The organism is Sphingomonas sp. DMC6, from assembly GCF_056314225.1.
In genome coordinates this window covers 663,167-689,435 of the sequence record NZ_JBQUYT010000002.1, presented here as the reverse complement: position 1 = coordinate 689,435, position 26,269 = coordinate 663,167, and the positions used below count along the sequence as shown (strand labels likewise).

The window sequence follows — 26,269 nt, the reverse complement described above, 5'->3', positions numbered from 1 at the left end:
ATATCGCGCCCATTATGCACCGTCAAGCAGATCGCCCGGCGATCTCGCACGGAAATAAAGTGATCATTTCTTCTGTCGCCGACGCATATGCGCCGATCTTACCGCCGCTCGCGCATTGAAATTGCCCGTCTTTTCCCGCTTGCGGCAGCAATGTATTTTTCGTGATCACAAATGTCCGCCCCTCCCGTTATGGGCAACACCGCAAGACAGAGAGGGATTCTAGCGATTCCTGAAGAATCGCAATGGCCATGCGCGTCGGGGCGGCGGCGCTTGCAACGGCAACTAGTGATCACTATCTGGCTCCCATGGGCATCAGGGACATTGCCGCCGACCGGCAAGGCGACAACGACATCGGCGCGCGCGCGGAAACCGTCGCCAATCGGGTGTTTCACCAGCTCCGCGAGGATATATTGCTTGGCCGCATCGCTCCCGGCCAATCGTTGACGATCCGTGGATTGGCCGAGCAGATGGGCGTCAGCGCCATGCCGGTGCGCGAGGCGCTGCGTCGCCTGATTGCTGAGCAGGCACTGGAGATGCAGGACAATCGTCGCGTCCGTATTCCGGCGATGACGATCGAACGATTCGAGGATCTGCTTGCCGCGCGCGTCACGCTGGAAACCGAAGCCGCCGAACGGGCGCTCCCCTATATCGATCAGGCGCGGCTGCGGCTGCTCGAGCAGATCGATCAGGAAGTGAACGAAGCCACCCATGGTGAGCAATATGACCGTTGGATGGACCGCAATTTCGCGTTTCACGCCTGCATATACGACGCGCGACCGGGTTCCGCATTTCGCGCGCTGATCGAATCGGTGTGGCTTCAACTGGGGCCATTCATGCGCCAGGCCCTGATCCAGATCGACGAACATTATCCCGAGGATCGTCACGCAGAGGCCTTGAACGCAATCCGTGACCGGAACCGTACGGCGCTGCGGATCGCTATCGAAGCAGACATTCGCGATGGCATTTCGCACATCGGCAACCTGTTGATCCGCGAGGAAGCGAAGCGGACCCAGCCCCGCCGTCGCGCCGCTCAGGCCAACTTGTAAACTGCAATCCGCACGCCGGGCCGCGAACCTTCCACCGGCCCAATCGTACCGGTGAAAATGTGGCGGTTGAGCCAGGCATAGCGCCCCTCCTGCACTTCGAAGCTGGGGGTGGAAACCGCATAGTCCGCTGGCCAGTCGTCGGTTTTGCCGTACCAAAGGCCGCGATTGACGACGTGGATCTGCACGCGATCGTCTGTCTCCATGAAATAGTCGGCGCACAGCTCGAAATAGCGGTCTGTGCGTTGCAGCTGCCAGTCGGCTCCGCCGGGGACGATCCGCCCGCGAAAGCCGGGTCCGGCAAAGGCACCGCCCGTGATCGGGGCGCGGAAACGCTTGCCCACCGGAGTGGTGCCATGGGGAACGGTGTCGGCAAGCCAGACCAGCGCGTCGTACACAAATTGCAGGCGTGGCACGGCCGGGCGCGTGGCGGGGGGCAGCATGGCCCAGGCTGCCTTTGCCCCGCCATCCTGCACACCCCCCGCATCCTGACCGAAAGCGGGTGCGCCGGCCCCCAGAGCCGCTGCTACGCCCAGCGCAGTTCGCCGCGACACATACGACATCGCATTCCTCACATTGTGATCACATAATGGATCATGTGCCTTGTCATCTGTCAATGTCGGGCTATGGTATTATGTGATCACATTTTCAGGGCATGCATAATGGTTCGTCTGTTGATGATGGAGGGAAACCCTCGTGCGGCGCGCGAACGCGCCCAGGCGAGCGGCGTCCGGACGCCGGGGGAGACCTATGCAGAGGCGATCTGCGGCGTCGCTCCGCACGTGCAGATCGATACCTATTTCGGCGCAGATGCATGCGCTGCGCTGCCGCCCGGCCGCAGTTTAGGCGACTATGCGGGCTTCGTTGTCACCGGCTCATCGCTCCACGCCTATGATGCAGAGCCGGCGGTGCGGCGCCAGATCGAAATGGTCCGCGCAGCCGCCGACGCCGGCCTGCCCATCCTCGGCAGTTGCTGGGGTTTGCAGATCGCCGCGATAGCGGGCGGAGGCATGGTCGCGCGCAATCCCGGACGAGGCGAACTCGGCATCGCCCGCAAGATCGTTCCTACGCAGGCGGGACGCGACCACCCCTTGCTTCGGGGCCGGGGCGCGGCATTCGATGCACCGTGCATCCATTATGATGATGTTGTGCGCTTGCCGGAAGGCAGCACGCTGATTGCCGGCAATGACCATTGCCCGGTGCAGGCGGCAGTGATTCCACTTGGGCGCAGCGCGGTGTGGGGGGTGCAATATCATCCCGAGTTCGATCTGCCGCATATCGCTGATCTCTACGCCTATTATGCCACGGACTTGGTAGCGGGTGGGTTTTTCGAGGATGCAGCCGCGCTGGCAGGGCATATCGCAGCACTGCAGGCCGCGAACGCCGGCGGCCCCCACAGCGCCGCCGCCTGGCAACTAGGGCTTGACGCGGATCTGCTCGACCCCGCACGCCGCCGCACCGAGATCCGCAACTGGTTGCAATATCTGGGCGTCATGTAAGTGAGCTGCTCCTTCTGAGTGGCACATCCACTATCGAAGTCTGGATCGCGACTGGCTCGATCGATGGCGGCAACAAGCGTCGCTTATACCCTCCCGATCGGCAAACTTGGCAAACCAGCGGCACCGCCTGCGGGTCATATGGCCCGACGCCGAGCTGCGTGGGCCGGGTAGCGGCTGCGGGATAGTTGGCGAAGAGGAGTGCCGTGTTTTCGATCGGACTGTAGATATTCATCCGCTCGTCGCGCACGCGTGCATAGGAATAGAACAAGTTCGCAGAAAACGCGCCGCCTGCATCGTGCGCCCGCCGCCCGACGCGGTTCCGCTCGGCTCAAGGGGCTGCCCGTTACGGGTTTTCGCTGCTCGATTGTCTGGCAGCGATGGAGGCGGTTGTGGTGCCCGCCGGCGGGCTTCCTGCTTCCGATCCGTTCCGCCCCGCCACGCTTCTGCGGGGCGAAAGGTAGACGATGCACGGCCTCTGCCATGGCCCCGAACAGGAAGGTGCTTGATATCTTGCCGATGAAGAAGAGGATTGCCGGGTTCGCGCTGCTGCCGTTGCTCGCCTGCGCGGTATCCTCATGGGGGAACGGAGCCCTTGCTGCTCCGGCGGACGGTTGCCGCAGCCGGACGGACGCGGCGCCCTGGGGCCGCTATCCGCTGCGCCGCTGGACGCCGGTGCAGATCGCACCCGGGCCGCCGAAGCTCGACGAGGACAGCCACGCGACCGCCGGCATGGCAACCGGTGCGCCATTCCGCGCGCGGCTGGTGCAGGCCTATGGCGTCGACCAGGGCGACGCGCGCCGGATGGTGGAGGTGGTGACGGCGGCGGGCTGCTATCGCGCGTTCCGCGCCGATTCCTTTTCGCCTGCGGACCGCGCGTTCGTCGATGCCGAGATCGCGCGGCATCCCACTGCGCCGGATCCCGAGACGTACGTCACGGTGCTCGAGCCGGGGCAGGTGGAACCGGGAGACCTGGAGACCGGCAGGGTCGGCAAGTACGAGACGCAGCATTTCGTCTTCTGGTACGGCACCAACCCGGCCGGGGAGAGCTACGCATTCGTGCGCGAGAAGGGAGAGGATTGGCAGACCTTCCTGAAGCGCGCCGGCGACTGGGCAGAACGCGTGTGGCACTGGAGCCGCGACCTTACGCGCGCGCCGATGCCCTATGCCGATGCGCCCCCGGGCGATCGCCGCCGCATCGCCATCTATATCTACGGCACCGGCCGCCCCCATGTGCAGGACGGCGACCTGACCACGCACATTCCCAACGCCTCACCGGCGATGTGGATGAGCGCGGAGGTGCTCTCGGCGCGGCCGCAGGCAGTCGCGCACGAGTTCGGCCATGTGATCGAATATTATTCGGGGGGGCTGCGCGAAACGCCCAGCGCCGGGCCGATCTGGGAATCCACCGCCAACTGGCTCGGCGATTTGCTGGTGCCGGCGGCGACGAGCTGGATCGCCAACTATGGCAGCCATCTCAACCGCGGGCCGCTCTGGTCCGATGCGCGCTACGGCGCCTTTCCGTTCATCAACATGCTGTTCGAAGGCCGGCGGACGCGCCCGCTGGTCTGGGGCGTCTGGACCCAGAACGCCCGCGCTGCCGGTGGCGCCTCCACCGAGGATTTCGTGCCGACGCTCCTCCGGCTCGGGCTGGCATCTGGGGCCTATCCCCGAGGCATGCGCTCCTTCGCCGACGACATGGGCTGGTATGGTGCGCGGCTCGTGACGCTGGACTTCATGAACCAGCGCGCGCTGCTCGACGCCGCCGCCGCCACGCGTTTTCTGTTCGGCGGCACGCGCTGGGCGTCGCTGGTTCCCGGCGACCGGCCGGGCCGCTTCGTGCCGCAGCCAGAGCAAATGCTGCACCAGTTCGGCAGCGATCTCGTCCCGCTTGCGGTAACCGGGCATGGCACCATGGTGACCGTGCGGCTCACCGGCGGCACGACCGCGAGGGATGCGGCATGGCGCTTCGCGCTGGTGGCGGTGCGCGGCGAGGCGGAGGCGTCCTATTCCCGGCTGGGCAGTGTTGAGGGGACCGGCAGCGCCACCCTCCGCTATCGCGTCCCCCCAGATGCACGCCTCTATCTGGCGATCACCGCGACACCCGGCGTGTATGAGTCGCTCGGCTGGCAGGAGCCCGGATCGGCGGCAGGTGCCCGCTTCCCCTATGTGCTGGAGATCACCGGCGCAAAACCGCGGCTGAAGGGGGAGGTCGATTGCGCCAGGCCCGAACTGCTGCTCGCGGGGCAGGCGCCGCGCGACTGCTAGGGCTTCGCCGGCACACCGGCTGTCGGGCTTGAGCCCAAATTCCGTTCGGACCGTGTGACATGGTCATCGGCTACCACGGCATCCAGCTGGCGGCGGCCATTCGCATCCTCGACCAGCGAGGTCACGGTCACGCGGTTCGGTGTCGGCTTGGCATCGGTGAAGACCGAGAAGCTCGGCGCGAAGCTGGTGATCGTCTGGAGCGTGTGCGTGTCGCGATCGCCCGCGCCGGTGACGGTCCGTTCGCTCGACTGGGTGATCCGGGTTCCGTTTTTCACGCCATAGAGTGGCGGCTTCACGCCGATATCGATCGCCAGCGTGTCGTGTTCGTCGATGCGGCGGCGCGTCGGTTCGCCGCCGTGTGTGGTGATGGTGATCGACTGGTGCGCGTCGTAGCGTTTGCTCGACTTGCCGGCGTCGCGGGTGGTAACCAGCCGCTGGTCGAGCGCGTAGGCGACGCGCGTTGTCACGCGCCCGCGGCTGGTCTCGACATAGCCTTCGGCGAACGCTGCCCGGGTGGCGACCGTCTCGATCGTGCCGATCGCGCCGGGCGCGCGGGGCGGCCGGACCTGCCGCGTCGGCGCCTTTGCCGGCGCGAGCGTGCTCGCGATCAGCCCGCCCGGTACGACGGCACGTTCAGGATCGACCTCGCCGATCAGGGTGGCCGAGACGCGGAAGAAGCTGCCCGCCATCGGCATGGCGAGCGCGACGACGTGGGGCTTTCCGTCGTTGAGCAGCCCGGCGAACGGCGTCAGGTCCACTCGCGCCGAGGGCAGGTTGAGCGCATCGAGCGCCGGCGCGCGGCGCCAAAGGGCGGGGTTGATGCCGCCGGTGAAGATCGCCGGCTGGACCGAGCGGACGCCCGCGAGCTGCCCGTCGATCCGCACCTCCACTTCGCGAAAGGGCGCGGCGCAGGGGGGCGGGCCGAACACGTTGCGCAGGGCAAGGTTGCCGGGCGCGCAATCATACCAGAATTCCTCGCGCTCCTGTCCGATCGCGAACAGGTCGATCGCGACCCGCGTGAGGTTGCGCGGCAGGGTGAGGGTGCGCGCTACCATCCGCTGCTGCGGATCGAGGCGGGCAAATCCGGCGGTCACGGGCACGAGGATGCGGTTCGGGTCCGGTGCGTCGCCGGCGTAGAAGACCAGCCGTGCGCTCCAGAATGCCTGCGCATCATGCTCCGCATCGACATAGTTGATCAGCGTCGCCGCACCGTCCGCCGGCTGGTGCAGGAGTGCGGCATAGTCGGTCAGGTCGCGCTCGACATGCCAGTGCGGGGCATAGGTTGCATCCGGCTCCATCGTGGTACCGACGAACAGCGTGGTGCCGCCCAGCGTCAGATCGGCGGTGCGATCGAACTGGGTGCCGGTGGTGACGTCGAAATCTGCTTCGAGCACCACCTTGCTCCATGTTCCCGGACAATCGGCGGGCGGGCGATAGGTGATCGGCAGCGGGGTATCGCCCTGGAATGCGCGACGCCCGAACAATTCGACGACGCAGCGCTTGCTGGCCGGCCGCGCAAGGGCGGGCGCCGGCGCAACGACGCCGTTGCCGATGGACTCGGACGCCGCCTGTGCCGCGGCTTGCGTGCTCGTGAGGAGCAGCGGGGCGAGCAGCGCGCCGCGAGCCTTCATCCTTTTGCGGGAAGCGGGGTGCGCCGGAATGTCCACAGCAACGGCCTAATCAGTTTGGGAAACGGTCGACACTTTCGGGGTGTCCAGACGGAAAGGGGCGGGGGTAATACCCCCGCCCCGCTATCGCTCAGTTCTTGGCGAGGATTTGCGCCGGCGTTACGACCTCGATCGGCAGGCCCAGTTTTTCGAGCTGCGGGCGGATCGTCTTGGCGTCCCCGACGACGCCCCACACCCATTTCGACGGTTGCAGATAGTGACGCAGCGACGCATTGGCCTCGTCGAGAGTCAGCGCACGCAGCCGTGCGTTGAAGGTGTTGAAGAAATCGTCGGGCCAACCGTTGCGGCGGAGTATCGACGCGGCGCCCATGACCTGCGCGCCGAAGCGGAAAGAAGCGACGTTCTTGCGCAGGATGTTGACGACGCCGCTTTCGAACTCCTCGCGCGTGATCGGCTTGTCGGTAAGGATCGCGTTCAGTTCGCGCTGCACCTCGGCAATGGCGGGCCCCACCTTGTCCGGCTGGATCTGCCCCTCGAACTGGTAGCTCGAGCCGAGATCGTCGGTATCGAAGCTGGCGGACGCGCCATAGGTCCAGTGCTTGTCCTCGCGCAGGTTCATGTTGATGCGTGACATGAACTCGCCGCCAAGCGCGAGGTTCGCGACGCGCGGGGCGAGACCTTCGTCGGTGCGCGGCAGATCGATGAGTTGCCCGCCCGTGACGATCGCCTGGACCTGGCCGGGCATGTCGACCAGCACGATCTTGGCCGGGCCGGTGGCGAGCGCAGGCTTAACCTTCAGCGCCTCGGGCGCAGGACCACGCCCCGCCGCGCTCCAGGCGCCCAGCGTCGCATTGAGCTTGGGTAGCAGGGTTGCGAGCGGCTCGTCGGAGACGATGACCAGGCTGGCCTCGTCCGGACGCATCCAGCGGTGGAAAGCGGTCTCGAGATCGGCGCGGGTGATCGCCTGTACCTCGGCCGCAGTCGGCACCTCGGCCGCCTTGGCGAGCAGCGTGCCGGGCGCGAGCGCCTGGGTGAACGCCTCGTTGAGCAGCGCTGCGGGGCTCTTCGGTGCAGCGTTCACGCGCGCCATTTCTTCCCGCCGCAGATCCTCCAGCCGATCCTGGGGAAAATCGGGCTTGGTCAGCATCAGCATCATCGTGTCCAGCGCCGATTCCAGGCTGGCGCTGGGCGCCGCAAGGCTGATGCCGGAGTCGGTGTTCTGGGCGCTGCCATAGATCGATGCGCCGGTCCGCTCGCGCATCTGGCTGAACCAGTGATCGTCATGGCCGCCGGCACCTTCGGCCAGCATCTGGAACATCCAGCCGATCACGCCGCGCTTGTCCGCCGGATCGTCGACGCGGCCCACGTCGAACGTCAGTTCTGCGGTTGTGAAGGGCACGGTGGCGTGCTGGACATACAGGACGGGAATGCCGTTGGCGAGCTTGGCGTGCTGCACCGCCGGGAAGCGGGCGGCGTCGGGCGCGCCGATGCCGGGCACCGGCCCGCGAGTGCCGTGCTGCGCAGGCACCACTGCGGCCTTCGGCGCATCCGGCACCTCGACGCCGGCGACGCTTTCGTCACCCGGCGGAGTCATGCGCTCGCCTGGCTTCAGCGTCGCGCGATAGCCGGGGCGGCCCAGCCATTCGCGGGCGGCCGCCATTACCGACTGGGGCGTCAGCGCCAGATAGGCCTCGAGGTCGTCCTTGTACCTGTCGGGCGAACCGAGCACCGAATTGGCCTGCATCAACAGGCCCCCGCGCGCCTCGATCGTCTCGTTGTTGCGGATCAGCGGGATGATCCGCGTGCTCTTGTAGCGGTTCAGTGCGTCAATCGAGGGGGTGCTCTTCAGGAAGGCGGCGATCGCCTCGTCCAGTGCCTTCGCCGCGAGCGCGGGATCGACCCCCTGACGCACCGAGCCATAGACAGTGAACTCGCCGACGCCACGATAGGTGGAGTTGTCGGCGCTCAGATAGTTGAACAGCTTCTGCTCGCGCACCAGCTTGTCGGTCAGTGGCGCGCCATCGATGCCGGTCATCAGGCCGGAAATCGCATCGAGCGCGAAATTGGCCTTGTCGCGTCCCCCCGGTACCGGCCAGGTCCGCGCGATCTGGACGGTGGAGACGGGACCGGTCAGCGTCTGGTTGATCGGCGCCTTCAGCACCGGCACCGATGCCACCGGCTCCGTGATCGCGCGCCCGCGCGGAATGTCGCCGAAATACTGCATCACCTTGGCCTTGGCGGTGGCGAGATCGATGTCGCCGGCCAGCAGCAGCGTCGCGTTGTTGGGGCCGTAATAGTCTTTGAACCACTGGTGCACATCGGCCAGCGATGCGGCGTTCAGATCCTTCATCGATCCGATGACGCTGTGGCCATAGGGATGCGAGGCCGGATAGATGGCGCTGCGGCGGCTGTAGCTCAGGATGCTGGCCGGGTTATTGTCGCCATTGCGCTTCTCGTTCTGCACCACGCCGCGCTGCTCGTCGAGCACGGCTTGCGTTACGGCGCCGAGCAGATGCCCCATCCGGTCGCTTTCCAGGAACAGGACGCGATCGAGGCTGCCGGTGGGCACCGCCTCATAATAGTTGGTGAAGTCATAGCCGGTGCTGCCGTTCATGCTGATCGAACCGGCGTCCCGCAGATATTGGAAATAGTCGCCTGGGGCATTCTCGCTGCCGTTGAACATCAGATGTTCGAACAGATGCGCGAAGCCACTGCGCCCGGCGGGTTCGAAGGTCGAGCCGACGGCATAGTTGATGCTGGTAAAAACGATGGGAACGCTGTGGTCGGTAAGGACGATGACCTTCAGGCCGTTAGGCAGCGTGAAGGTCTGGTACGGGATGGTGAAGTCCTTGACCAGCCTGACGAGCTCAGCCGGCGCTGTTGCCGTGGCCGTCACCGCCTCCGCCGAAGGTGCGCCGGCGGCCGAGTGCGGCGCCGCGTTCGCGGCGGCGGGCGCCAGCAGCAGCGCGGTACCGGCCATCAACATCGTACGCAATGTCATAACATATCCTTGATCGAGATGCGGCTGGCGCCGCTGGAATGCCGGTTCGCCCGGATGGGAAAAACTGTGGTTCGTCTTGGTTGAAGACAATCGGCCGGCGCAAACCCGTAACGACCGGGAAAGTTTTCACCGCCGCCGGCGCGCCGGCACGGGATCGCTGCCATCGAAATGACGCGCCCAGCGATTCCGGGTACGGAATCGCTGGGCGCGGAGTGCCCCGCCGCCCCGCCGCAAGGGATGAGAGCGGTACGGCGAAGGTAAATCAGAACGACTTGGTCAATCGCAGATAGAAGTTACGCAGTCGCGGATCGCCATAGGCGCTGTAGAAGAGCGGCCTTTGCGAGACGTCGAGCGGCGGCATCTTGTTGAAGACGTTGTTGATGCCGAAATATACCGTCATCTTGATCGGCAGCCGGTAGCTGATGTTCATGTCGTGATACATCTGGCTGTCGACCTTGGCCGAGCCTTGTGCGGTGACGACGGAATGGTCCGCAAGCAGATAATAGCCGCTCATGTAACGCGTCTGCCAGCCCAGGCTGAGCCGGTTCTTGCTCCATTGCACCGAAGCGCTGCCGCGGAAGCGCAGCGATCCCTGCCCGCCGCTGCCGGCCGAGAACGCGGTCGTCGCAACGCCGGCGTAATTGGTGGCCGGGGAGTCGGCGAAGGGGGCGATGGTGAGCATATCGACATAGGTCGCGCGGCCCACGGCGGACAGCGTGCCGCCGAACAGCGTCGTATCGTAGTTCATCGTGAAGTCGAAGGCCTGGGTTTCCATCGACTTGAGGTTGATCATCGAAACGTCGAGCGACGTGATCGGCCCCACGGCATAGCCGCCGGACGCGGGCCCGCGGACGACGCGACCCGGGTTATATTTGAGGAATTCATCGAACTGCAGCTGCGAGCTGCCGAAAATGGTGCCGAGCAGGATGGACGGATCGAAGTAGAGATCGCGCTTCTTCAAATGCGTCCAGTCGACCGAGAAGCGGAAGCCATCGAGGAAATGGGGCTTCAGGATCACGCCGCCCGTCCAGGTCTTCGACGATTCCGGCTTCAGGTTCGGATTGCCGCCCGAAAAGCCGGGGATGGCGCTCAGGCCGAATCCGAGGTCCATGCCGATCAGTTCGCCACCGCGGGCGGAATCCCGCATGTTCACGATCATGAACGGCTGCGGGGTGCGGACGAGCTGGTTGAGCTGTGGCGGCAGATAGCCCGTGGTGTAGGAGCCGCGCAGCGTGATGCCGTCGATCGGCGTCCAGAGCAGGCTGACGCTGGGATCGGTATGGGCATTGCTGGTGATTGAGCGCGGGATGATCGTTCCCGCCGGCGGGCAGCTCGAAAAATAATCGCTCTGGTTGGGCACGGTCGGCACTTGGCATGGATAGGGGTCGGCCCCGTCGCCCCGGTAGGATTCATGGCGGGCGGAAAGGCGCAGTTCCAGCAACTTGACCAGCGGAAGCTGATGCTTTTCGCCCAGCAGCGGGAACAGGATCTCGGCATAAACCGATTTGGTGGTCTGCATCGCCCTGGGAATATAGTTGGTGAGCGCGGTATCGTCGTTCAGCATCGTGTTGGCTGTTGCTTCGATCCGAGCGGTATTGATTTCGGTATTGGCGGTAATGCGCACCTTGCCGCCCGGCAGCGTCAGCGGCAGCGGGCCGGCGAGCCGCAGGGAGGGGGCGAGGTTCGATGCCTTGCCGTCTGCATTGCGGTTGGAATAGGGCGTGGTGTTATAGGGCAGCTTCAGCGGGAACGATGTCGTGTCGAGAAAGCCGTTGATCGTTCCGTCCTGGAGATTGTAGGTCGCATTCACGCTGGCATTCGGCGGGCTGTCCTGCGATTGATAGGATGAGGTGGAATAGGCCAGTTCGGCGATGGCCTGCCAATCCTCGGGCAGCTTGATGATGGCACCGGCAAGGCTGCGGAAGGTCGATGCCTTTCTCTTTACCCGCGTGTCGAACTGCGCATTCGCCGGGAAGGTCACCGCGATCGACTGGGTGAAGGGGTTGTTGGGCGCGCTCGCATCCAGCGTATAGGAATTGATGGTGTTCGAATAGGTGTTGTACGCCGTCGACGACGTGACGCCGACTTCGGCATACATCGTCAGCCAGCGGCTGAACTCGCGGCGGATCGCCAGCGATCCGCTATATTGATCCACCGGATAGATCAGCGGTGCCCGCGCGCCATAGCCCGATGCGGTGTTGGGCTGGTCGAGATTGTACTTGCCGACCGACGCCAGCAGCGGCGCCACGCCCGCGGTCTGCAGACCGGCATAGCCGATCGGGATCGTTCCCAGGCTCGTCGTCAGCGTCTGCCCCCCATATTGCGGCTTGAGCTGCAGCATCGAACCGTCGTCGGTCTTGTAGTTGACGGCCGTTCCCTGCGGGGCCTGAACGTAGCTGCCGTAAAAGGCGTAGGGATCGTTCGCCAGCTGTGCCTTGATCCCGCGCTGGCGGATGTTTTCGCGGTCGCCATAGCTAAGTGCGTCGCCCTGGGTCCAGTTGCCGGTGAACGAGATGCGGGTCCGCCCGCCCTCGATCGGCAGGCCGCCGACGAGGTCCACCGTCTTGCGGCCTGCCGCGAAATCGGTGGTGTTGTCGTAATTGACCGAGAGGTCGGCGCCCTTGAAGTCGCGGCGCAGCACGATGTTGATCACGCCGCCCGAGGCGCCGCTGCCATAGATGCCGGAGGCCGAGGATGCGAGCACCTCGATGCGCTCCACCGCCGAGATCGGGATGCCGGTGATCGACGGCTGACTGATGTCGCCGCTGCCGATGTTGATGCCCGGCTGGCGACGGCCGTCGATCAGGATCAGCGTGTCGCGCACGCCGATGCCGCGCAGGTTGATCGAGCTGACGCCGACCGCCCGGTTGGAATCGTTGGCGCCGCCCATCGCCTGGTCGCCCATGATCGGCGAGGTGTTGACGTTGAGCTGGTTGCGCAGGAATGCTTCCAGGTTCGGCGCGCCGCTCTGCTCGATCTCCTTGCGGCTCATCACGATGAACGGCTGGCTGTCGTCCTGCGTCCGTTCGATACCGGCGTTGAGCGACCAGTTCAGCTTGCGGGTGACGAGAATGTCAGGAGTGACGCTGGTGTCTTCTTCCGCCAAAGGGCGGAGAGCGATCGCGCCATCCTCCGTCGTCACGACCTTCAGGCCAGTGTCGATGAGCAGGACGTGCAACGCGAACAGCGGCGGCAAATCACCCTGCGCGCCATGCGTACGCTTGTTACCGACATCGTCCATCCGGTACACGATCTCGCGCTTCGCTATCTTGCTCCAGGCCTGCAAGGCCTCGGCCAGCCCACCCGCCGGAATTTCGAAATGCTGCGTTTCGCGAGCCTTCTGCGCGGCTTGTGCCGCCGCATAGCTCGGCATCAACGGACTCAAAACGGTCGCCCCCAAGGCGATTGCGACAAAATTCTTTTTCATCTGCTTGCCCTTCCCCCGAGCGACGTGCGTGTCACACCGCTCGAGAAGATTGTCATTCCTCGGCCACAAATCCGTAACATCAGATTTCAAAAAATTTGGAGATGTTGGAACTTTTGGCTAAATTCGGTCTGTCGGGTGGCTCTGGGCATTTTTCCCGTTACGGCTTTGCCATTGCGGATTGTCCTTGAGGATGAAACACCTCTGGCAAAGGAGTGCTTTGGACGGACGATGGTAAGCGATGCGCAGTTGGAGCGTTGGTTTTGTGACGAGGTGCTTCCGCTGGAAGCGTCGCTGACCCGCTATCTGCGCCGCAACTGGCGTACCGCCGAGCAGATCATGGACATCCGTCAGGACATATATGAAGCGGCACTGACCGGGGGGCGGCAGGCGCTGCCGACCAATACGGCCGGCTATGTCTTCACCATTGCGCGCAATATCCTCGTGAACCGATCTAAGCGCGAACGGATCGTTCAGTTCGAACAGTTTGCGGACATGGAGGGGGTGGAACAGGCGGTCGATATGTCGGCGACCGACCGCCACCTCGAGGCGCGCGACGCATTGCGGCGCGCGCAGGAAGGAATCGAACGGCTTCCCCCGCGCTGCCGCGAGGTCGTGCGCCTGCGCAAGATCGAGGGGTTGTCGACCCGCGAAGCCGCAGCGCAGATGGGTGTCGGGATCGATACCATTGAGCGGCAACTGGTGCTGGGTGTCCGGGCGATGGCCGATGCGATGCTCGGCGGCGCTGGTAAGATCCGGCGCGAAGCTCCCTCCCGCCTGCGCAAGGCGCGTCGCCAATGAACCGGGCGGTGGAGATCGAGGATGCCGCCGCGCTCTGGATCGTCAGACAGGAGAGCGGAGAGTGGTCCACAGAGGATGACTCTGCGCTGGCGGCATGGCTGGACGAGCACATGGCGCACAAGGCCGCGTTCTGGCGGCTGCGGCACGGCTGGGCGGCTGCGGACCGCATCGGCGCGCTCGGTTTCCAGGCCGCCGCGCCCCGGATCCGTCGCATTCGATCCTGGCGCACCTGGGTACAGGGGCGTCCCCGTGCCGCCGCAAGCGCCATCGCTGCGGGCCTCGCGCTCACCATCGGTATCGGCAGCTTCGCCTTGCTGTCCTCGCCACAGGCTCCGCCGTCACCGGCGCCAGCGGTGGTCCGGACACCGGTCGGCACCCAGCGGACGATCGCCCTGCGTGACGGCAGCCGGATCGAACTCAACACCGCTACGGTTGTACGCACGGCAACAGGAGAGCATGAACGCGAAGTCTGGCTCGACAAGGGCGAGGCCTATTTCGACATCGCGCATCGGCCTGACGATCCTTTCGTGGTGCATGCCGGGCCCCGCACCGTCACTGTGCTCGGCACCCGCTTCATCGTCCGCCGCGAGGGCGAAAAGGTGACGGTCGCAGTGCTCTCCGGACGTGTCCGGATCGAAGATGCGACCGAAGGCGCGAGCACGCGCGCGGCGGTTATCGGCCAGGGGGACATCGCCTATGCGCAGTCGCCCGGCACGCTCGTCGCGCTTGCGGCGCCATCCCGCGTCGATGCAATGGCCGGCTGGCGCGAGGGTGTTCTGGTGTTCCAGAACGAACGGCTCGCCGATGCCATTGCGGATTTCAACCGCTATACCAACCGTCCGATCCGCATCGACGACCCCGCCGTGGCGAACATCCGAATCGGCGGAACCTTCCAGATCAGCAACAGCGCCGGCTTCCTCGACCTTCTCCACTCCGCCTACGGGCTGGAGATACGGCCGGACGGGGATTCGATCGTAATCGAACCCTGAAGTCACGACCACGCGCGACGACCGGCAGCGTACGCGCTGCCGGAAAGGTCGGAGCCGGCGCCGGTTCCGCTGGCGGCGAGCGGGATGCGCCCGGTGAAGTCCGGCCCCAACTTTCCGCATGGCGTGCGAGTTCGACGGTGGTCTTGCCGGTCAGCGCATAGCCGAGCCCGGCGTCGACGTGCCAGCGGAAGCCCGTGTCATGCCCCGACATATCCCGGGGATTCCTGACGGTGGCCGGACTTGCTTCATTGGCCGGGTTACCCCGGACAATACACGTCGGATCAACCGTCCCGGCCAGAGGGGGCGGAACAGAGCTCGTCACAACTATCTGATGTTGTTATGTGGCCATAAAATCTATCGATAGGTCAGCTGCTAGCGCGACGCCGGTCGTCGCGTCAACATATGACCATGACAACTGTTTCACGCGTCTTCCTGATGGCAGCATTTGGCGCCTCCCTGATAACCGCGCCAGCGCAGGCCAGCAGCTCGCCTGCCGGGGGCCTGCAGGCGGAAGCGACGCCGCGCGTAACGGCATTCACCTTGTCCAACGGACTGCGCGTTGTCGTCCAGCCCGATGGGCGCGTCCCGATCGTCACCGTCGCATTGGTGTACAATGTCGGGTCGAAGGACGAAAAGCCGGGGCAGTTCGGCTACGCGCATCTGTTCGAGCATCTCATGCTGCAGGGCAGCCTGCACTGGAATCAGGATGCCACCCGCTCTTACCACGACATGGGCGCGCCCGGGGCCAATGCGACAACGACCGAGGACAGGACGATCTTCTACGCGACGGTACCCAGCGTTGCGCTGGACCGTGCCCTGTTCCTCGAAGCGGACCGGATGGGCTTCCTGGCAGAGGCGCTGACGCCCGAGCGCGTGGCGCGCGAGGTCGAGGTCGTGCTCAACGAGAAGCGCCTGCGAGGTGATGCCCCCCATGGCGAGGACTGGGCGGCGATCCATGCCGATCTCTACCCGGCCGACCACCCCTATCACCACAGTGTGATCGGCACCGAGCGCGATCTTCGGGCGGTTACGGTCGATCAGGCGCGACAATGGTTCCACGACTTTTACGGCCCGGCCAACGCCACGCTGATCCTGACCGGCGACCTTACCGTCGAGGCGGCGCGCGTGCTTGCCGAGCGCTATTTCGGCGGCCTCGCGCCGCGCCAGCCGGTCGACCGACTGCTGACCGACACTGCGCCGCTGCCCGGGCCGATCCGGCGGCAAACCTTCTATGCCGTGCCCGCCGCGCGCCTCTATGCCACCTTCCGCGCGCCGCCCGCCGGCACGCCCGCCATCGCCGATCTCGACCTGATCGCGCAGATCATGGCGAACGCGCCAGCATCACGGCTGAAGAAGCGGCTGGTCGACGAACTCGGCATCGCAGGATCGGTGATGGTGACCTTTGATGAGAGGCTGCTGTCGAGCGAGATGGGGTTCGTCGTCGACGGCGTGCGCCCGGACCAGACGGCGCGCGTGGAGGCGGAGCTTGATCGTGCACTGGCGACCTTCGTGGCGGAAGGCCCGACGGCCGCCGAGCTCGACCGCGCGCGTGAGGCCCGCATCCGCCACATCAAGCAGTTGCAGGAAAGCACGTTCGGCGAGGCCTTCGCGCTGATGCGCGGCGTGTCCCTCACCGACGATGCGGACTATGACGCTACCTATCTGCGCCAGTTGCGCAGCGCGACGCCGGAACGGGTGCGGGCCACGGCCGCAGCGGTCTATGGCAAGCCGGGCCATCTGCTGATTGCCAGCCCGATACCGCCGTTCAAGGCCGAAACGGGGGGGTATGATCTCGCCAAGGGGCCGCCGGCCATGGCGCCTGTCCAGCCGATCGCCTTTCCGGCGGTCACGCAGGCACGCCTGTCGAACGGGCTGGCGGTGGTGTTTGTGCCGCGCGCCGGATCGGGTGCAGCCAACCTGTTGCTGCGGATCGATGCCGGATCGGCGAGCGCGGCCTGGCCGATTGCCGATACTGCAGTGACGCTGATGGCCGAGGACAAGACGCTGCCGGGCCGGGCCGAAGCGCTGGGCGGCCAGTTCAGCCGCCGGGTCGCAGCCGATTATACCGACTTCATGCTTTCGGTGGACACCGCCGAACTGGCAAAAGGCATCGCCCTGCTCGGCGATGTCCTGGCGCAAACCGATCCGGACCCGGCGGCTCTCAAGATCCAGCAGCAGCGCCGCCTGGTAGCGCTGCACGGCGAGGAAATGCGGCCATGGACCAGCGCACAGCGCGTGCTCCGCAACAGCGTCTATGGTGCGAACCATCCCTATGGCGAGCCCGCAACCCCTGGTGACGACGTGCGCGCCATACAGGCGCTGGACGTGGCCGCACTCCGCGCCTGGGATCGCGGACATGTCCGCCCCGACCGCGCCACGCTCTATGTCGCAGCGGATACCGACATGGCGACGCTGCGCCCGCTGCTCGAAGCGGCGCTGGGCCGATGGAAGGCGGACGGACCGGCCGCGCCGATAGCCGCCATCCCCACGGCCCCGGCACAGCCCGCGCCGACACTGACCGTGCTCGACAAGCCCGGTGCGTCGCAGACCTTCATCGCAGCGGCGCGTCTGTTGCCGCCCAGCACGCCTGCGGGCGACATCGCGCTCGACGCCGCGAACGAAGTCTATGGCGGCAACAACACGTCACGGATCAGCGCCAATCTGCGGCAGAGCAAGGGCTGGACCTACGGCATCGGCTCGGGAACCCAGGATGCGCGTGGGCAGCGGCTGTGGCAGATCGCGGGCAGTGTGTCACCCGATCACAGCGCCGCCGCCATCGCCGAACTGATCGCGGAACTCCGCGCGCTCGGCAAGGACCACCCGCCCGCGCAGGCGGAGCTCGACCGGATCGCGGCAGCCAGCATCAACCAGACTGCGGCACGGCTGGAGGATGGTGCGGACCTGCTGCAGGCGATGGCCAACGCGCAAAGCTATGGCCGCCCCTATGATTCGGTCGTTCGCGATCCCGCACGGTACCGGGCCTTGACGCTCGATCAGGTGCGCGCTGCTGCGCAGACGCTGGCCGACCCGTCGGTGTTGCACTGGATTGTGGTAGGCGACTGGCAGAAGATCCGCGACCAGTTCCAGGGGCTCGGCCTCGGGGTGCCGACAGTCATCCGCGTGCAGGACAAGTGACGGTGCAGGGGGTGCGGGCCGGTTCCCGCACCCCTGCACGCCGCGTTCTTCAAAGGATCGTGCGTACCCGCCACAGTTCGGGGAAGAGCACGACTTCGAGCATCCGCTGGAGATAGGCGACGCCGGACGTGCCGCCGGTACCGCGCTTGAAGCCGATCACCCGTTCCACCGTGGTTAGGTGGTTGAACCGCCAGCGGCGGAAATAATCCTCGAAGTCGACCAGCTTCTCGGCAAGCTCATAGAGATCCCAATGCGCCTCGGGATCGGCATAGATGCGCGCCCAGGTATCGACCACGGCATCGTTGGCGGTGCGCTGGCTGGTCAGGTCGGTGCGTTCTTCCCCCACCGCAAAGCCGCGCCGCGCGAGCAGCCGCAGCGCCTCGTCATACAGGCTGGGCGCCGCAAGGATCGCTCGAAGCTGTTCTTCCAGGTCGGGGCGGTGGCTGTGCGGCTTCAGCATCGCCGGATTGCGGTTGCCGACGGTGAACTCAACCGCACGATACTGGAACGACTGGAAGCCGGACGACTGGCCCAGCGACCGCCGGAAATCCGAGTATTCGCTGGGCGTCATGGTCCGCAAAACGTCCCAGGCGCCGTTCAACTGTTCGAATATCCGCGTGACCCGGCTCAGATTCTTGAACGCCACGCGCGGCCGGTCTCCGGCAATCGCCGCGGCTGCCGCGCGCAATTCGTGCAACGCCAGCTTCAACCACAGCTCGCTTGTCTGGTGCTGCACGATGAACAGCAGTTCGTCGTGCGCCGTCGAAAGCGGATGCTGTGCATTCAGAATGCCATCAAGCGACAGATAGTCGCCATAGGACATGCGCGCTCCAAAGGCGGTTTCCGCGCCGTCGGTGACCGGATCGAAAGGAGTGTTGCTCATGCGAGCCCCCGCCGGATCAGCAGTGCCCCCACGTCCGGATCGCGACCGCGAAACGCCCGGAAGCTCTCTGCAGCCGGTCGACTGGCACCCCGCGCGAGAATCTGGTCGCGAAGCGCATCGCCGGTCGCGCGGTCGACCACCCCGGCCTCGACAAAGCGCTGGAACGCATCGGCCGCCAGCACCTCTGCCCACAGATAGCTGTAATAGCCCGCAGCGTAGCCGCCCGCGAAGATGTGGGTGAACGCATGCGGGAAGCGGTGCCATTCGGGCGGGCGCACCACCGCGACTTCCTCGCGAACGATTTCCAGAACCTCCATCGGGTCGCCGCCCAGCGTGCCGAGATGGAGCAGCAGGTCGAACAGGGCGAACTCGATCTGGCGCACCACCGCCATGCCCGACTGGAAACGCCGGGCGGCGAGCAGCTTCTCGAACATCGCCGCCGGCAGGGGAGTGCCCGTGCGATAATGCTCCGACATGCTGGTGAGGACCGCCTGATCCCAGGCGAAATCCTCCATCAACTGGCTTGGCAGTTCCACCGCGTCCCATTCGAAGCCGGTGACACCGCCGATGCTGGGACGATCGACGCGGGTGCACAAATGGTGCAGGCAATGCCCCGTCTCGTGCAGCAGCGTCAGCACGTCGCTGTGGGAGAGGAGCGCCGGCACATCTTCCCCGCGTGGCGCGAAATTGCATACCATATAGGCTACGGGCAGGCCGATTTCGTTGCCGTCGCGCAGCCGCGGGCGCGCCTCCGACATCCACGCGCCGCCGCGCTTGCCGGCGCGCGCATGCAGGTCGAGATAGATGCCGGCAAACACCGTGCCGGCCTCATCGATGAGATCGTAATAGGCGGCATCCGGATGCCAAAGCGCGACATCCTCGCGCCGCCGCAGACGGATGCCGAACAGCCGTTCGATCAGCGCGCGCCACCCGCGCAGCACCGCCTCTACCGGGAAGTGCGCGCGCACCGCCTGTTCGTCGAGCGCATAACAGGATGCCCGTCGATGCTCGCTCGCATAGTCGATGTCCCAGGGCTGGAGATCGTCTATGCCCAGCTCGCTGGCGGCAAAGTCGCGCAACCGCGCCAGCTCCGCTGCCGCGATCGGGCGCGCGCGGTCGGCAAGGTCACGCAGGAATTCGAGCACCGTCGTCGCGTCCGGCGCCATCTTGGTGGCGAGCGACCATGCGACCGGGTCGACGAAGCCGAGCAGATGCGACAGCTCGTGTCGCAGCGCCAAGGTGCGTGCGATGCGCGGGCCATTGTCGAACTGGCCGGCCTGCGGCCCGCGATCCGAGGCACGGGTGCCGAACGCCGCATAGACGCGCGCGCGCAAATCGCGATCATCGGCGAAGGTCAGGATCGCGCGGACACTCGGATGATGGAGCGTGACCACCCAGCCCTCAATCCCCTTGGCTCGCGCCGCGTCGGCGAACATGGCAAGATCCGCTTCCGGGACGCCGGCCAGCTGGGCGGGATCGGTGATCTGCTCGAACCAGGCGTCGGTTGCGTCGAGCACCGCGCTCCCGAAATCGGTCGCGAGCTGCGACAGCTCCAGCGAAATGTCGGCATAGCGCGCGCGCTGCTCGGGCTCCAGCGCAACGCCGGCAAGCGTGAAGTCGCGAATCGCGTGTTCCACGGCCGCGCGATCGGCCAGCGGCAGATCGGCAAAACCGGGGGTGGCGGCCAGAGCGACGAGCACGTCATAGAGATCACGGTTCTGGCGCAGCCGCGTCCCAGCCGCCACCAGCAACCGGTTTCCTTCCGCATGCACCGTCCGCAGTGTGGGACTGTCGGCCGCGCTCTTCAGGTGCGACACCGCCGACCACAGCGCGTCGATTGCGTTGGCCGCGCGCTCGAGCGGCATCCACACCGCAGCAAAGCTGGTCGGCCGGGTGCGGACCAGTGCGTCGATCACCGCATCCTGATCGGCGATCGCCTGTCCGAGCGCTGGCAGGATGGTCTCGGGCGTCAGCGCCGCGAAGGGCGGCAAACCGGTCGGATCGGTCAGCGTTGCAAGCGTCATCGCGTCGCTCCCGCAATCCAGGCCGCCACTTCGGCGCGAAACGATCCGAATGCCGCGTTCGAGGCATTGAGCTGCGCGACAAAACGCCGGGCAAGTGCCGGATGGACGGCCTCGAACAGTGCGGGAATCTCGTGACGTTCGGGTGCCTTCGTGCCGTCGCCCTTCGCAATGCCGTTCAGTGTCTCGGTTGCCTCCGCCTCTGCTTCCGCAGTCCAGCCGGTCCCGACCGAGGCGCGTTGTGCCCGCAAGTGGCAGACCGCACGCATCAGCTCGGTCAATCCGGCGATCGAGGTGCCCAGCGGCCATGCGGCCGCCTCTGCCACCGCTCCCAGCGCCCTGATCTCGCGGTCGGCGTGATCGCCCAGCGCCACGGCATCGCGCCGCAGCTTTCGCCACCCCGCAGCGTCGGCCATACCGCTGCGATGCGCATCGACGAGCGCCTCCAGGGTATCCCGCGCAGCTTCCGGCCAGGGCTGCGTCTGCGTGATCATCCAGCAGGCCAGCCGAACGTCGGTGTCTTCGGGGACGTAATGTGTCCCGGCTTCCGTCAGCGCGAGTGCCTGGCGCAGCGCTGCCATGGCCGGCGACACCTGTACGCCGATCATGCCGCCGCATCCCCCTTTTCCAACGCGGCATCGAGCATCATCGCCAGCCGCGTGCGGGTGAGCGCGCCGACATGGCGGTCCAGCTCGTCCCCCCGGCGCACCACCAGCGTGGGCACACCGCGCACCTCGAACGCCTTGGCGATACCGGGCGACTGTTCGATATCGATCTTTGCGACCGCGACTTCCTGCGCATAGGCACTGGCGATTTCCTCGACTACGGGCGCCATCGCCTTGCACGGCCCGCACCAGGTTGCACTGAACACCAGCATCTGCAGCCTGTCGCCCGCAACGGCATCGATCGGTGCCAGGCTGTCGTCGTTGATCTGGGTAATAACAGAAGTCACGGCCGGTTCTTTCGTTGTGGAAGGGAGGAAATCATGCGGTGGCGCCGCCGACCATGATGCGGTCGATGCGGATGGTAGGTTGGCCGACACCCACGTCGAGATGCTGGCCCTGCTTGCTGCAACTGGCGACACCTTCGTCCAGCGCCAGATCGTTGCCGATCATCGAGATGTGCTGCAGCGCTTCGTGCCCGACACCGATCAGCGTCGCGCCTTCGACGGGAGCCGTGATGCGGCCGTTCTCGATCAGCCAGGCCTCCGTGGTGGTGAAGTTGAACCGCCCGCTGACGATGTCGACCCTGCCGCCGCCAAAGGCCGTGGCATAGATTCCGTCCTTCACCGACGCGACGATGTCTGCCGGATCGTCCTTGCCGCCCTTGAGAAACGTGTTCGTCATCCGCGGCAACGGCAGATGCGCATAGGACTGTCGACGGCCATTGCCGGTCGGCCGCGCATTCATCAGCCCGGCGTTCAGCCGGTCCTGCAACAGCCCCGTTAACATGCCGTCTTCGATGAGGGTGGTGGGGGCGCCCGCCGTGCCTTCATCGTCGACGCCCAGCGAACCGATGCGACCTGGCAGGCTGCCGTCGTCCACCACGGTGACTCCGGGCGCGGCGATCCGCTCGCCCATCTTGCCGTCAAATGCCGACAGCTTCTTGCGATGATGGTCGCCTTCCAGCCCGTGCCCCACGGCTTCATGGAAAAGCACGCCGGGATAGCCCGGCCCCAGCACCACCGGCATGGTGCCGGTGGGCGCGGGGCGCGCCTCGAGATTGGTGATCGCCATGCCGACGGCCCGGGCGATCATGGCATCGACGCTCGTCTCCGCCAGTTCGCCCGCGCCGTGGCGGCCGCCCAGCCCGGCTTGGCCGCGCGCGCGGCGACCGCCGGCTTCGGCGATCACGTCGACGAACAACTGCACCGTCGGGCGCAGATCGGTGGCGAAGCGACCGTCGAGATCGGCGACGAGCACGGCCTGATCGACCACGCGCAGAAAGCCGTTCACGCGCACGATGCGGGCATCGCGCGCCCGCGCCCGGGCATCGATCGATGCCAGCAGCGCGATCCATTCGGCGGCATCCCCCGCGCTGTCCAGATCGATTGCCGGATACAGGGCGTGGTCCTTGGCGGGCGACGCGAGCGGCACCTCCGCCTCACCGCCAGTACCGCCGTCCAGCGCACGCACGGCCTCGGCCAGCGTCGCCAGCGCACTGCGGCGCATGTCGGCCGAATGGGCGAACGCCACCTGCCCGCCGCGCGCCGCCCGCGCGCCGACGCCCTGATCGATCTTGAAGGAACCGCCGGCAACACGCCCCTCCTCCAGCCGGAAGGTGCGCGACCGCTTCGATTCGAAATAGAGATCGGCAAGATCGGTGCCCGCCATTCCCAGCGCGCCCAGCGTCCGCGCCAGATCCGCCGGTTCCAGCCCGGCCGGCGTCAGGATGCGCGCCGCCACCGCGTCGAAGCGCTTGTCGCCGCTCATGCCGCGCCTCCGATCTGCATCCCGTCGATCAGGATAGAGCCGGTGCGGAACGCGCCGCTGCGGTGCACATCCTCGCCCACGGCGTCGATCGCCATCAGCATGTCGCGCAGATTGCCCCCCACCGTAACGTCGCTGACGGCATGGACTGGCACGCCATCTTCCACCCACAGCCCCGCGACGGCATAGGTCCAGTTGCCACTGACCGGGTCGGCGGCGCCGCCGTTCAGCCGCGTGACCACCAGCCCGCGCCCCAGCCGTCGGCACAAGGCGGCGAAGTCACCGCCCGGCGCGCGGCTGGTGAGCCGCAGATTCCAGGGGCCATCGGCATTGCCGGTCGAAACCATGCCCAGCCGGCGAGCCGAGCGCGTGCCGAGGAAATAGCCGAGCGCCATCCCGCCGTGCAGAATTGCCCGGCGCTGCCCGGGCACGCCTTCGCTGTCGAACGCGCCGCTGTTCAGACCGAACGGCTCGAAAGGATCTTCCGCAAGGTCGAGATGATCGGCGGCGACCTTCTTTCCCAATGCGGCGGGAAGGAATGTGCGCCCCTGATGCTGGGGGGTACCGGACAGCGCGCCCACCAGCTCGCCCATGAGCGCCGTCGCCACCCGCGCCTCGAACAGCACCGGGCCGCGGTGGCTGGGCACCGCACGGGCGCCGAGCTGCCGCGCTGCCCGATCGACGGCCCTTGCAGCAAGCACCTCGACCGGATCGAGCACGTCGAACCGGCGGTCATAGCTGTCGGCATGGTCGTTCACTGCGCCCCCGGCGTCGCGGGTAAGCGCGACCGCCCACGCGCCCTGGTTTGAATAAGTCTGTGTCCGGCAGAATCCGGCGCTGGTCGCAAGTGCGAGCACGCCTTCGCTCGAAGACACGCCCATCGCGACTGTCTCTGCCGTCACGCCGGGAGGTGTCACGGCGCCACGGATTGCGGCATCGCCTGCCAGCGCCATTGCACGCAAGGCGCCCGGATCGCGACCCGCCGGGGCATAAAGGGGCGGCAGCACCGTATCGACCGCCATGTCCGCCAGCGCGGCTGGCAGACCATCGGCATCCTCCTGCATCAGCGCGGCGAGCGCGAATGCCTCTTCGGCTGCCCGCCGCATGGCCCCCCGATCCAGTGCGGCGGTGGTCGCGACGCCCATCCGGCCGCCGCGATACAGTTTGAGCGTCAGCGATTGCTGCGCGTCACGCAGTGCCGTTTCGACCGCGCCACCGCGCGCAGTAACCCGAATGCTGGCCGTGGCGCGGACCGATGCCACCGCATGATCGGCACCGAGCGTCTGCGCCGACGCGATTGCCTCGCGCGCGACGGCTTCCATTTCCGCTGGATCGGTGGCGAGCAAGCTCACCGCGCCGCCTCCGCGAGGGGGCCTGCGGTGGCGCGCCCCGCTTCGATCACCAGCGCATGGTCATGATAGCGATGGAGCCGCTCGTCATGGACCACGCTGACCAGTGTTACGTCCGGCAGATATTTGTCGATCTGCTGGTGGAAATGCAGGGTATTGGCGGGATCGAGCGCGCTGGTCGCCTCGTCCAGGATCAACAGCGCTGGCCGTTGAAGCAGTATTCGCGCCAGCGCCACCCGCTGCTGCTCGCCGGGCGACAATTCCTCCTGCCACATCCGCTCGGCGTGGAGATCGTCGGCGAGGTGGGCGAGGTGCACGGCATCTAGCAGCGCCAGTATCTCGCCATCCTCGTGCATATCCGCTGCGTCTGGGAAGCAGATCGCCGCCTTCAGCGTGCCCATAGGCAGATACAGCCGCTGCGGCACGAACATCGCGGTGGTGCGATCAGCAAGCGCGACCTGCCCCTCGCCATCGGGCCACAGCCCGGCGAGCGAGCGCAGCAGCGTGCTCTTGCCCGCCCCCGATGCGCCGCGGATCACCCAGCGCTCGCCTGCGCGGATCTGCCAGTCACCGACTGCAACCAGCGGCTCGCCATGCGGCCGGCGGATCAGCAGGTTCGACGTGGCGAGCGCGATATCGGCGGGCGCACCTGCACCGGTGGCGATGCCGGCAACGCGCTCATGGTCGATGGCCTGATCTAGCGCGCGGATACGATTGACGTACGAGACCTGAGTCGCGATGCGCGGATAGAGCTGTACGAAGAAGCCCAGCGCCGGGATCAGGTTCGCGAATGCGTCGCGCCCGCCCATCACCTGGCCGAAGGTGATAGCCCCGGCGAAATAGCGCGGTACCAGGATGAACAGCGGGATGATCGAGGCCAGCCGTTCGTAGAGGCCGTTAGCAGTGTTGAGCCCGATCTGCGCCATGATGACCGATCGCCAGCTACGCCGGATCTCGCGAATGTGGGTGCGCAGCGATGCGCGTTCGATCGGCACCGCATCGGCCAGCCCGATCTGTGCCGCGTTGCGCCGGACATGCACCAGATTCGAGCGGAAATCGGCTTCGCGATGCTGCCACCACATCATCGCGCGGACATAGGGCTTGCCTAGCAGCACAATGACGACGCTGCTGACGAGCACATAGGCGAGCGCGTACCAGATGGTGCTGCCGGGGATCGAAACCGAGTGGCCGAAGGCGGCGAGGACGAGCGGCGGCGCAGTTTCGAGCAGGATGTGGACGATCGCCCAGATCGAAACGGCCGAGTGGATGGCTTCGAGAAAAACCGGCATCGATCCGAGTTCGGGATCGGTGATGAAGCGCAGATCGTCGGCGATGCGCTGATCGGGATTGTCGATCATTCGCAGCCGCTCGATTTCCGCGTAGCGGTTCCGGTCGAGCCAGCGGTCGACATATTTTTCGGTGAGATAGACGCGCCAGTGCAGGCACAGAAGCCGCTTCACCATCGGTGAGATGACGACGTAGGTCATCTGCAGCGCGAGGATACCGACAAAGGTTAGGATGAACCCGCCGAATGCCGACACCTGATGCTGCTCGACGCTGTTGAAGAAACGCTGCTGCCAGCGGTTCATCAGCACGAACACATAGACGCCGCTGAACTGGAAGGCGATCATAACGAGCAGCAGTGCCCAGGCGGTCTTCCAGTGCCGCGACGTCCAGTAGCTGGTGTAGAAATGCCATGCATGCCGCCAGCCGCCAGAGGCCGATTGCGAAGGGGTTCCCCCCGTCTTGCGACGGGAGGAATCGGAAGAAGCGGGCTGGGGCTGCATCGTCAACGAACCTTC

Annotated in this window: 18 protein-coding genes; 6 read left to right on the top strand and 12 right to left on the bottom strand. The window is 66.1% G+C overall.

Features of this window, described 5'->3' with window-relative positions; translation table 11 throughout:
* Window positions 1-22: 22 nt before the first annotated feature.
* Window positions 23-169 (bottom strand): hypothetical protein, encoded by a 147-nt coding sequence (locus ACT53M_RS07075; protein WP_476232331.1) that lies wholly within the window; start codon window positions 167-169, stop codon window positions 23-25.
* Window positions 170-305: 136 nt separating this feature from the next.
* Between ACT53M_RS07075 and ACT53M_RS07070 the strand changes: the two genes are divergently transcribed.
* Window positions 306-1,046, top strand: coding sequence for a GntR family transcriptional regulator (locus ACT53M_RS07070; protein ID WP_476232330.1), 741 nt, complete (start codon window positions 306-308; stop codon window positions 1,044-1,046).
* Here the strand turns inward: ACT53M_RS07070 and ACT53M_RS07065 are convergent.
* On the bottom strand, window positions 1,031-1,606 hold the full coding sequence (locus ACT53M_RS07065; protein ID WP_476232329.1) for a DUF3237 domain-containing protein: 576 nt from the start codon (window positions 1,604-1,606) through the stop codon (window positions 1,031-1,033). The two genes, ACT53M_RS07070 and ACT53M_RS07065, sit on opposite strands and share 16 nt — an antisense overlap.
* A 99-nt stretch (window positions 1,607-1,705) precedes the next feature.
* On the opposite strand from ACT53M_RS07065, the gene ACT53M_RS07060 reads away from it, so the two are divergent.
* Together ACT53M_RS07060 and ACT53M_RS07055 are read left to right on the top strand one after the other, a co-directional pair.
* Window positions 1,706-2,542 (top strand): type 1 glutamine amidotransferase, encoded by an 837-nt coding sequence (locus ACT53M_RS07060; RefSeq protein ID WP_476229126.1) that lies wholly within the window; start codon window positions 1,706-1,708, stop codon window positions 2,540-2,542.
* A gap of 516 nt (window positions 2,543-3,058) precedes the next feature.
* Window positions 3,059-4,807 carry a DUF6055 domain-containing protein gene (locus tag ACT53M_RS07055; protein WP_476232327.1) on the top strand — a complete coding sequence of 583 codons (1,749 nt, stop codon included), beginning with the start codon at window positions 3,059-3,061 and terminating at the stop codon, window positions 4,805-4,807.
* Here the strand turns inward: ACT53M_RS07055 and ACT53M_RS07050 are convergent.
* The 3 genes from ACT53M_RS07050 to ACT53M_RS07040 form a co-directional block, all read right to left on the bottom strand.
* Complete coding sequence (locus ACT53M_RS07050) at window positions 4,804-6,438, bottom strand: peptide-N4-asparagine amidase (RefSeq protein WP_476232326.1); 1,635 nt, start codon at window positions 6,436-6,438, stop codon at window positions 4,804-4,806. The two genes, ACT53M_RS07055 and ACT53M_RS07050, sit on opposite strands and share 4 nt — an antisense overlap.
* A 127-nt stretch (window positions 6,439-6,565) precedes the next feature.
* Window positions 6,566-9,436 carry a M16 family metallopeptidase gene (locus ACT53M_RS07045; protein WP_476232324.1) on the bottom strand — a complete coding sequence of 957 codons (2,871 nt, stop codon included), beginning with the start codon at window positions 9,434-9,436 and terminating at the stop codon, window positions 6,566-6,568.
* A gap of 262 nt (window positions 9,437-9,698) precedes the next feature.
* Entirely contained in the window at window positions 9,699-12,809 is a 3,111-nt protein-coding gene (locus tag ACT53M_RS07040) for a TonB-dependent receptor (RefSeq protein ID WP_476232323.1), read from the bottom strand.
* 78 nt (window positions 12,810-12,887) lie between these two features.
* Here ACT53M_RS07040 and ACT53M_RS07035 point away from each other — a divergent pair, with 78 nt between their 5' ends.
* The 3 genes from ACT53M_RS07035 to ACT53M_RS07025 all read left to right on the top strand — a co-directional run bounded on the left by ACT53M_RS07035 (window position 12,888) and on the right by ACT53M_RS07025 (window position 17,785).
* Entirely contained in the window at window positions 12,888-13,661 is a 774-nt protein-coding gene (locus tag ACT53M_RS07035; RefSeq protein WP_476232321.1) for an RNA polymerase sigma factor, read from the top strand.
* The gene (locus ACT53M_RS07030) at window positions 13,658-14,650 is read left to right on the top strand and encodes a FecR family protein (RefSeq protein WP_476232320.1); all 993 of its coding nucleotides are present in this window, start codon (window positions 13,658-13,660) and stop codon (window positions 14,648-14,650) included. The genes ACT53M_RS07035 and ACT53M_RS07030 overlap by 4 nt, the downstream gene beginning before the upstream one ends.
* A gap of 408 nt (window positions 14,651-15,058) precedes the next feature.
* Complete coding sequence (locus ACT53M_RS07025) at window positions 15,059-17,785, top strand: M16 family metallopeptidase (protein ID WP_476232319.1); 2,727 nt, start codon at window positions 15,059-15,061, stop codon at window positions 17,783-17,785.
* A gap of 49 nt (window positions 17,786-17,834) precedes the next feature.
* Here the strand turns inward: ACT53M_RS07025 and kynA are convergent, their stop codons facing one another.
* From kynA to ACT53M_RS06990, 7 genes are read right to left on the bottom strand one after another with little or no spacing between them, the layout of a single operon-like run.
* The gene (gene kynA / locus ACT53M_RS07020) at window positions 17,835-18,668 is read right to left on the bottom strand and encodes a tryptophan 2,3-dioxygenase (RefSeq protein ID WP_476229118.1); all 834 of its coding nucleotides are present in this window, start codon (window positions 18,666-18,668) and stop codon (window positions 17,835-17,837) included.
* Complete coding sequence (locus ACT53M_RS07015; RefSeq protein ID WP_476232318.1) at window positions 18,665-20,692, bottom strand: M3 family metallopeptidase; 2,028 nt, start codon at window positions 20,690-20,692, stop codon at window positions 18,665-18,667. The genes kynA and ACT53M_RS07015 overlap by 4 nt, the downstream gene beginning before the upstream one ends.
* Complete coding sequence (locus ACT53M_RS07010) at window positions 20,689-21,297, bottom strand: hypothetical protein (protein WP_476232317.1); 609 nt, start codon at window positions 21,295-21,297, stop codon at window positions 20,689-20,691. Before ACT53M_RS07010 ends, ACT53M_RS07015 begins: the two co-directional genes overlap by 4 nt.
* On the bottom strand, window positions 21,294-21,641 hold the full coding sequence (locus ACT53M_RS07005; protein WP_476232316.1) for a thioredoxin family protein: 348 nt from the start codon (window positions 21,639-21,641) through the stop codon (window positions 21,294-21,296). The genes ACT53M_RS07010 and ACT53M_RS07005 overlap by 4 nt, the downstream gene beginning before the upstream one ends.
* Window positions 21,642-21,672: 31 nt before the next feature.
* Window positions 21,673-23,121, bottom strand: coding sequence for a metallopeptidase TldD-related protein (locus tag ACT53M_RS07000; RefSeq protein WP_476229114.1), 1,449 nt, complete (start codon window positions 23,119-23,121; stop codon window positions 21,673-21,675).
* Window positions 23,118-24,470, bottom strand: coding sequence for a TldD/PmbA family protein (locus ACT53M_RS06995; RefSeq protein WP_476232315.1), 1,353 nt, complete (start codon window positions 24,468-24,470; stop codon window positions 23,118-23,120). The genes ACT53M_RS07000 and ACT53M_RS06995 overlap by 4 nt, the downstream gene beginning before the upstream one ends.
* Window positions 24,467-26,254, bottom strand: a complete 1,788-nt coding sequence (locus tag ACT53M_RS06990; protein ID WP_476232314.1) for an ABC transporter ATP-binding protein/permease — start codon at window positions 26,252-26,254, stop codon at window positions 24,467-24,469. Before ACT53M_RS06990 ends, ACT53M_RS06995 begins: the two co-directional genes overlap by 4 nt.
* Window positions 26,255-26,269 lie beyond the last annotated feature (15 nt).

What these genes read in the sequence shown, in the direction of transcription:
- ACT53M_RS07065 (WP_476232329.1), bottom strand. Translation starts at nt 1,606, where the DNA reads ATGTCGTATGTGTCGCGGCGAACTGCGCTGGGCGTAGCAGCGGCTCTG.
- ACT53M_RS07000 (WP_476229114.1), bottom strand. Translation starts at nt 23,121, where the DNA reads ATGAGCGGCGACAAGCGCTTCGACGCGGTGGCGGCGCGCATCCTGACG.
- ACT53M_RS06990 (WP_476232314.1), bottom strand. Translation starts at nt 26,254, where the DNA reads ATGCAGCCCCAGCCCGCTTCTTCCGATTCCTCCCGTCGCAAGACGGGG.
- ACT53M_RS07060 (WP_476229126.1), top strand. Translation starts at nt 1,706, where the DNA reads ATGGTTCGTCTGTTGATGATGGAGGGAAACCCTCGTGCGGCGCGCGAA.
- ACT53M_RS07030 (WP_476232320.1), top strand. Translation starts at nt 13,658, where the DNA reads ATGAACCGGGCGGTGGAGATCGAGGATGCCGCCGCGCTCTGGATCGTC.
- ACT53M_RS07015 (WP_476232318.1), bottom strand. Translation starts at nt 20,692, where the DNA reads ATGACGCTTGCAACGCTGACCGATCCGACCGGTTTGCCGCCCTTCGCG.
- kynA (WP_476229118.1), bottom strand. Translation starts at nt 18,668, where the DNA reads ATGAGCAACACTCCTTTCGATCCGGTCACCGACGGCGCGGAAACCGCC.
- ACT53M_RS07025 (WP_476232319.1), top strand. Translation starts at nt 15,059, where the DNA reads ATGACAACTGTTTCACGCGTCTTCCTGATGGCAGCATTTGGCGCCTCC.
- ACT53M_RS07070 (WP_476232330.1), top strand. Translation starts at nt 306, where the DNA reads ATGGGCATCAGGGACATTGCCGCCGACCGGCAAGGCGACAACGACATC.
- ACT53M_RS07050 (WP_476232326.1), bottom strand. Translation starts at nt 6,438, where the DNA reads ATGAAGGCTCGCGGCGCGCTGCTCGCCCCGCTGCTCCTCACGAGCACG.
- ACT53M_RS07010 (WP_476232317.1), bottom strand. Translation starts at nt 21,297, where the DNA reads ATGATCGGCGTACAGGTGTCGCCGGCCATGGCAGCGCTGCGCCAGGCA.
- ACT53M_RS07055 (WP_476232327.1), top strand. Translation starts at nt 3,059, where the DNA reads ATGAAGAAGAGGATTGCCGGGTTCGCGCTGCTGCCGTTGCTCGCCTGC.
- ACT53M_RS07045 (WP_476232324.1), bottom strand. Translation starts at nt 9,436, where the DNA reads ATGACATTGCGTACGATGTTGATGGCCGGTACCGCGCTGCTGCTGGCG.
- ACT53M_RS07040 (WP_476232323.1), bottom strand. Translation starts at nt 12,809, where the DNA reads ATGCCGAGCTATGCGGCGGCACAAGCCGCGCAGAAGGCTCGCGAAACG.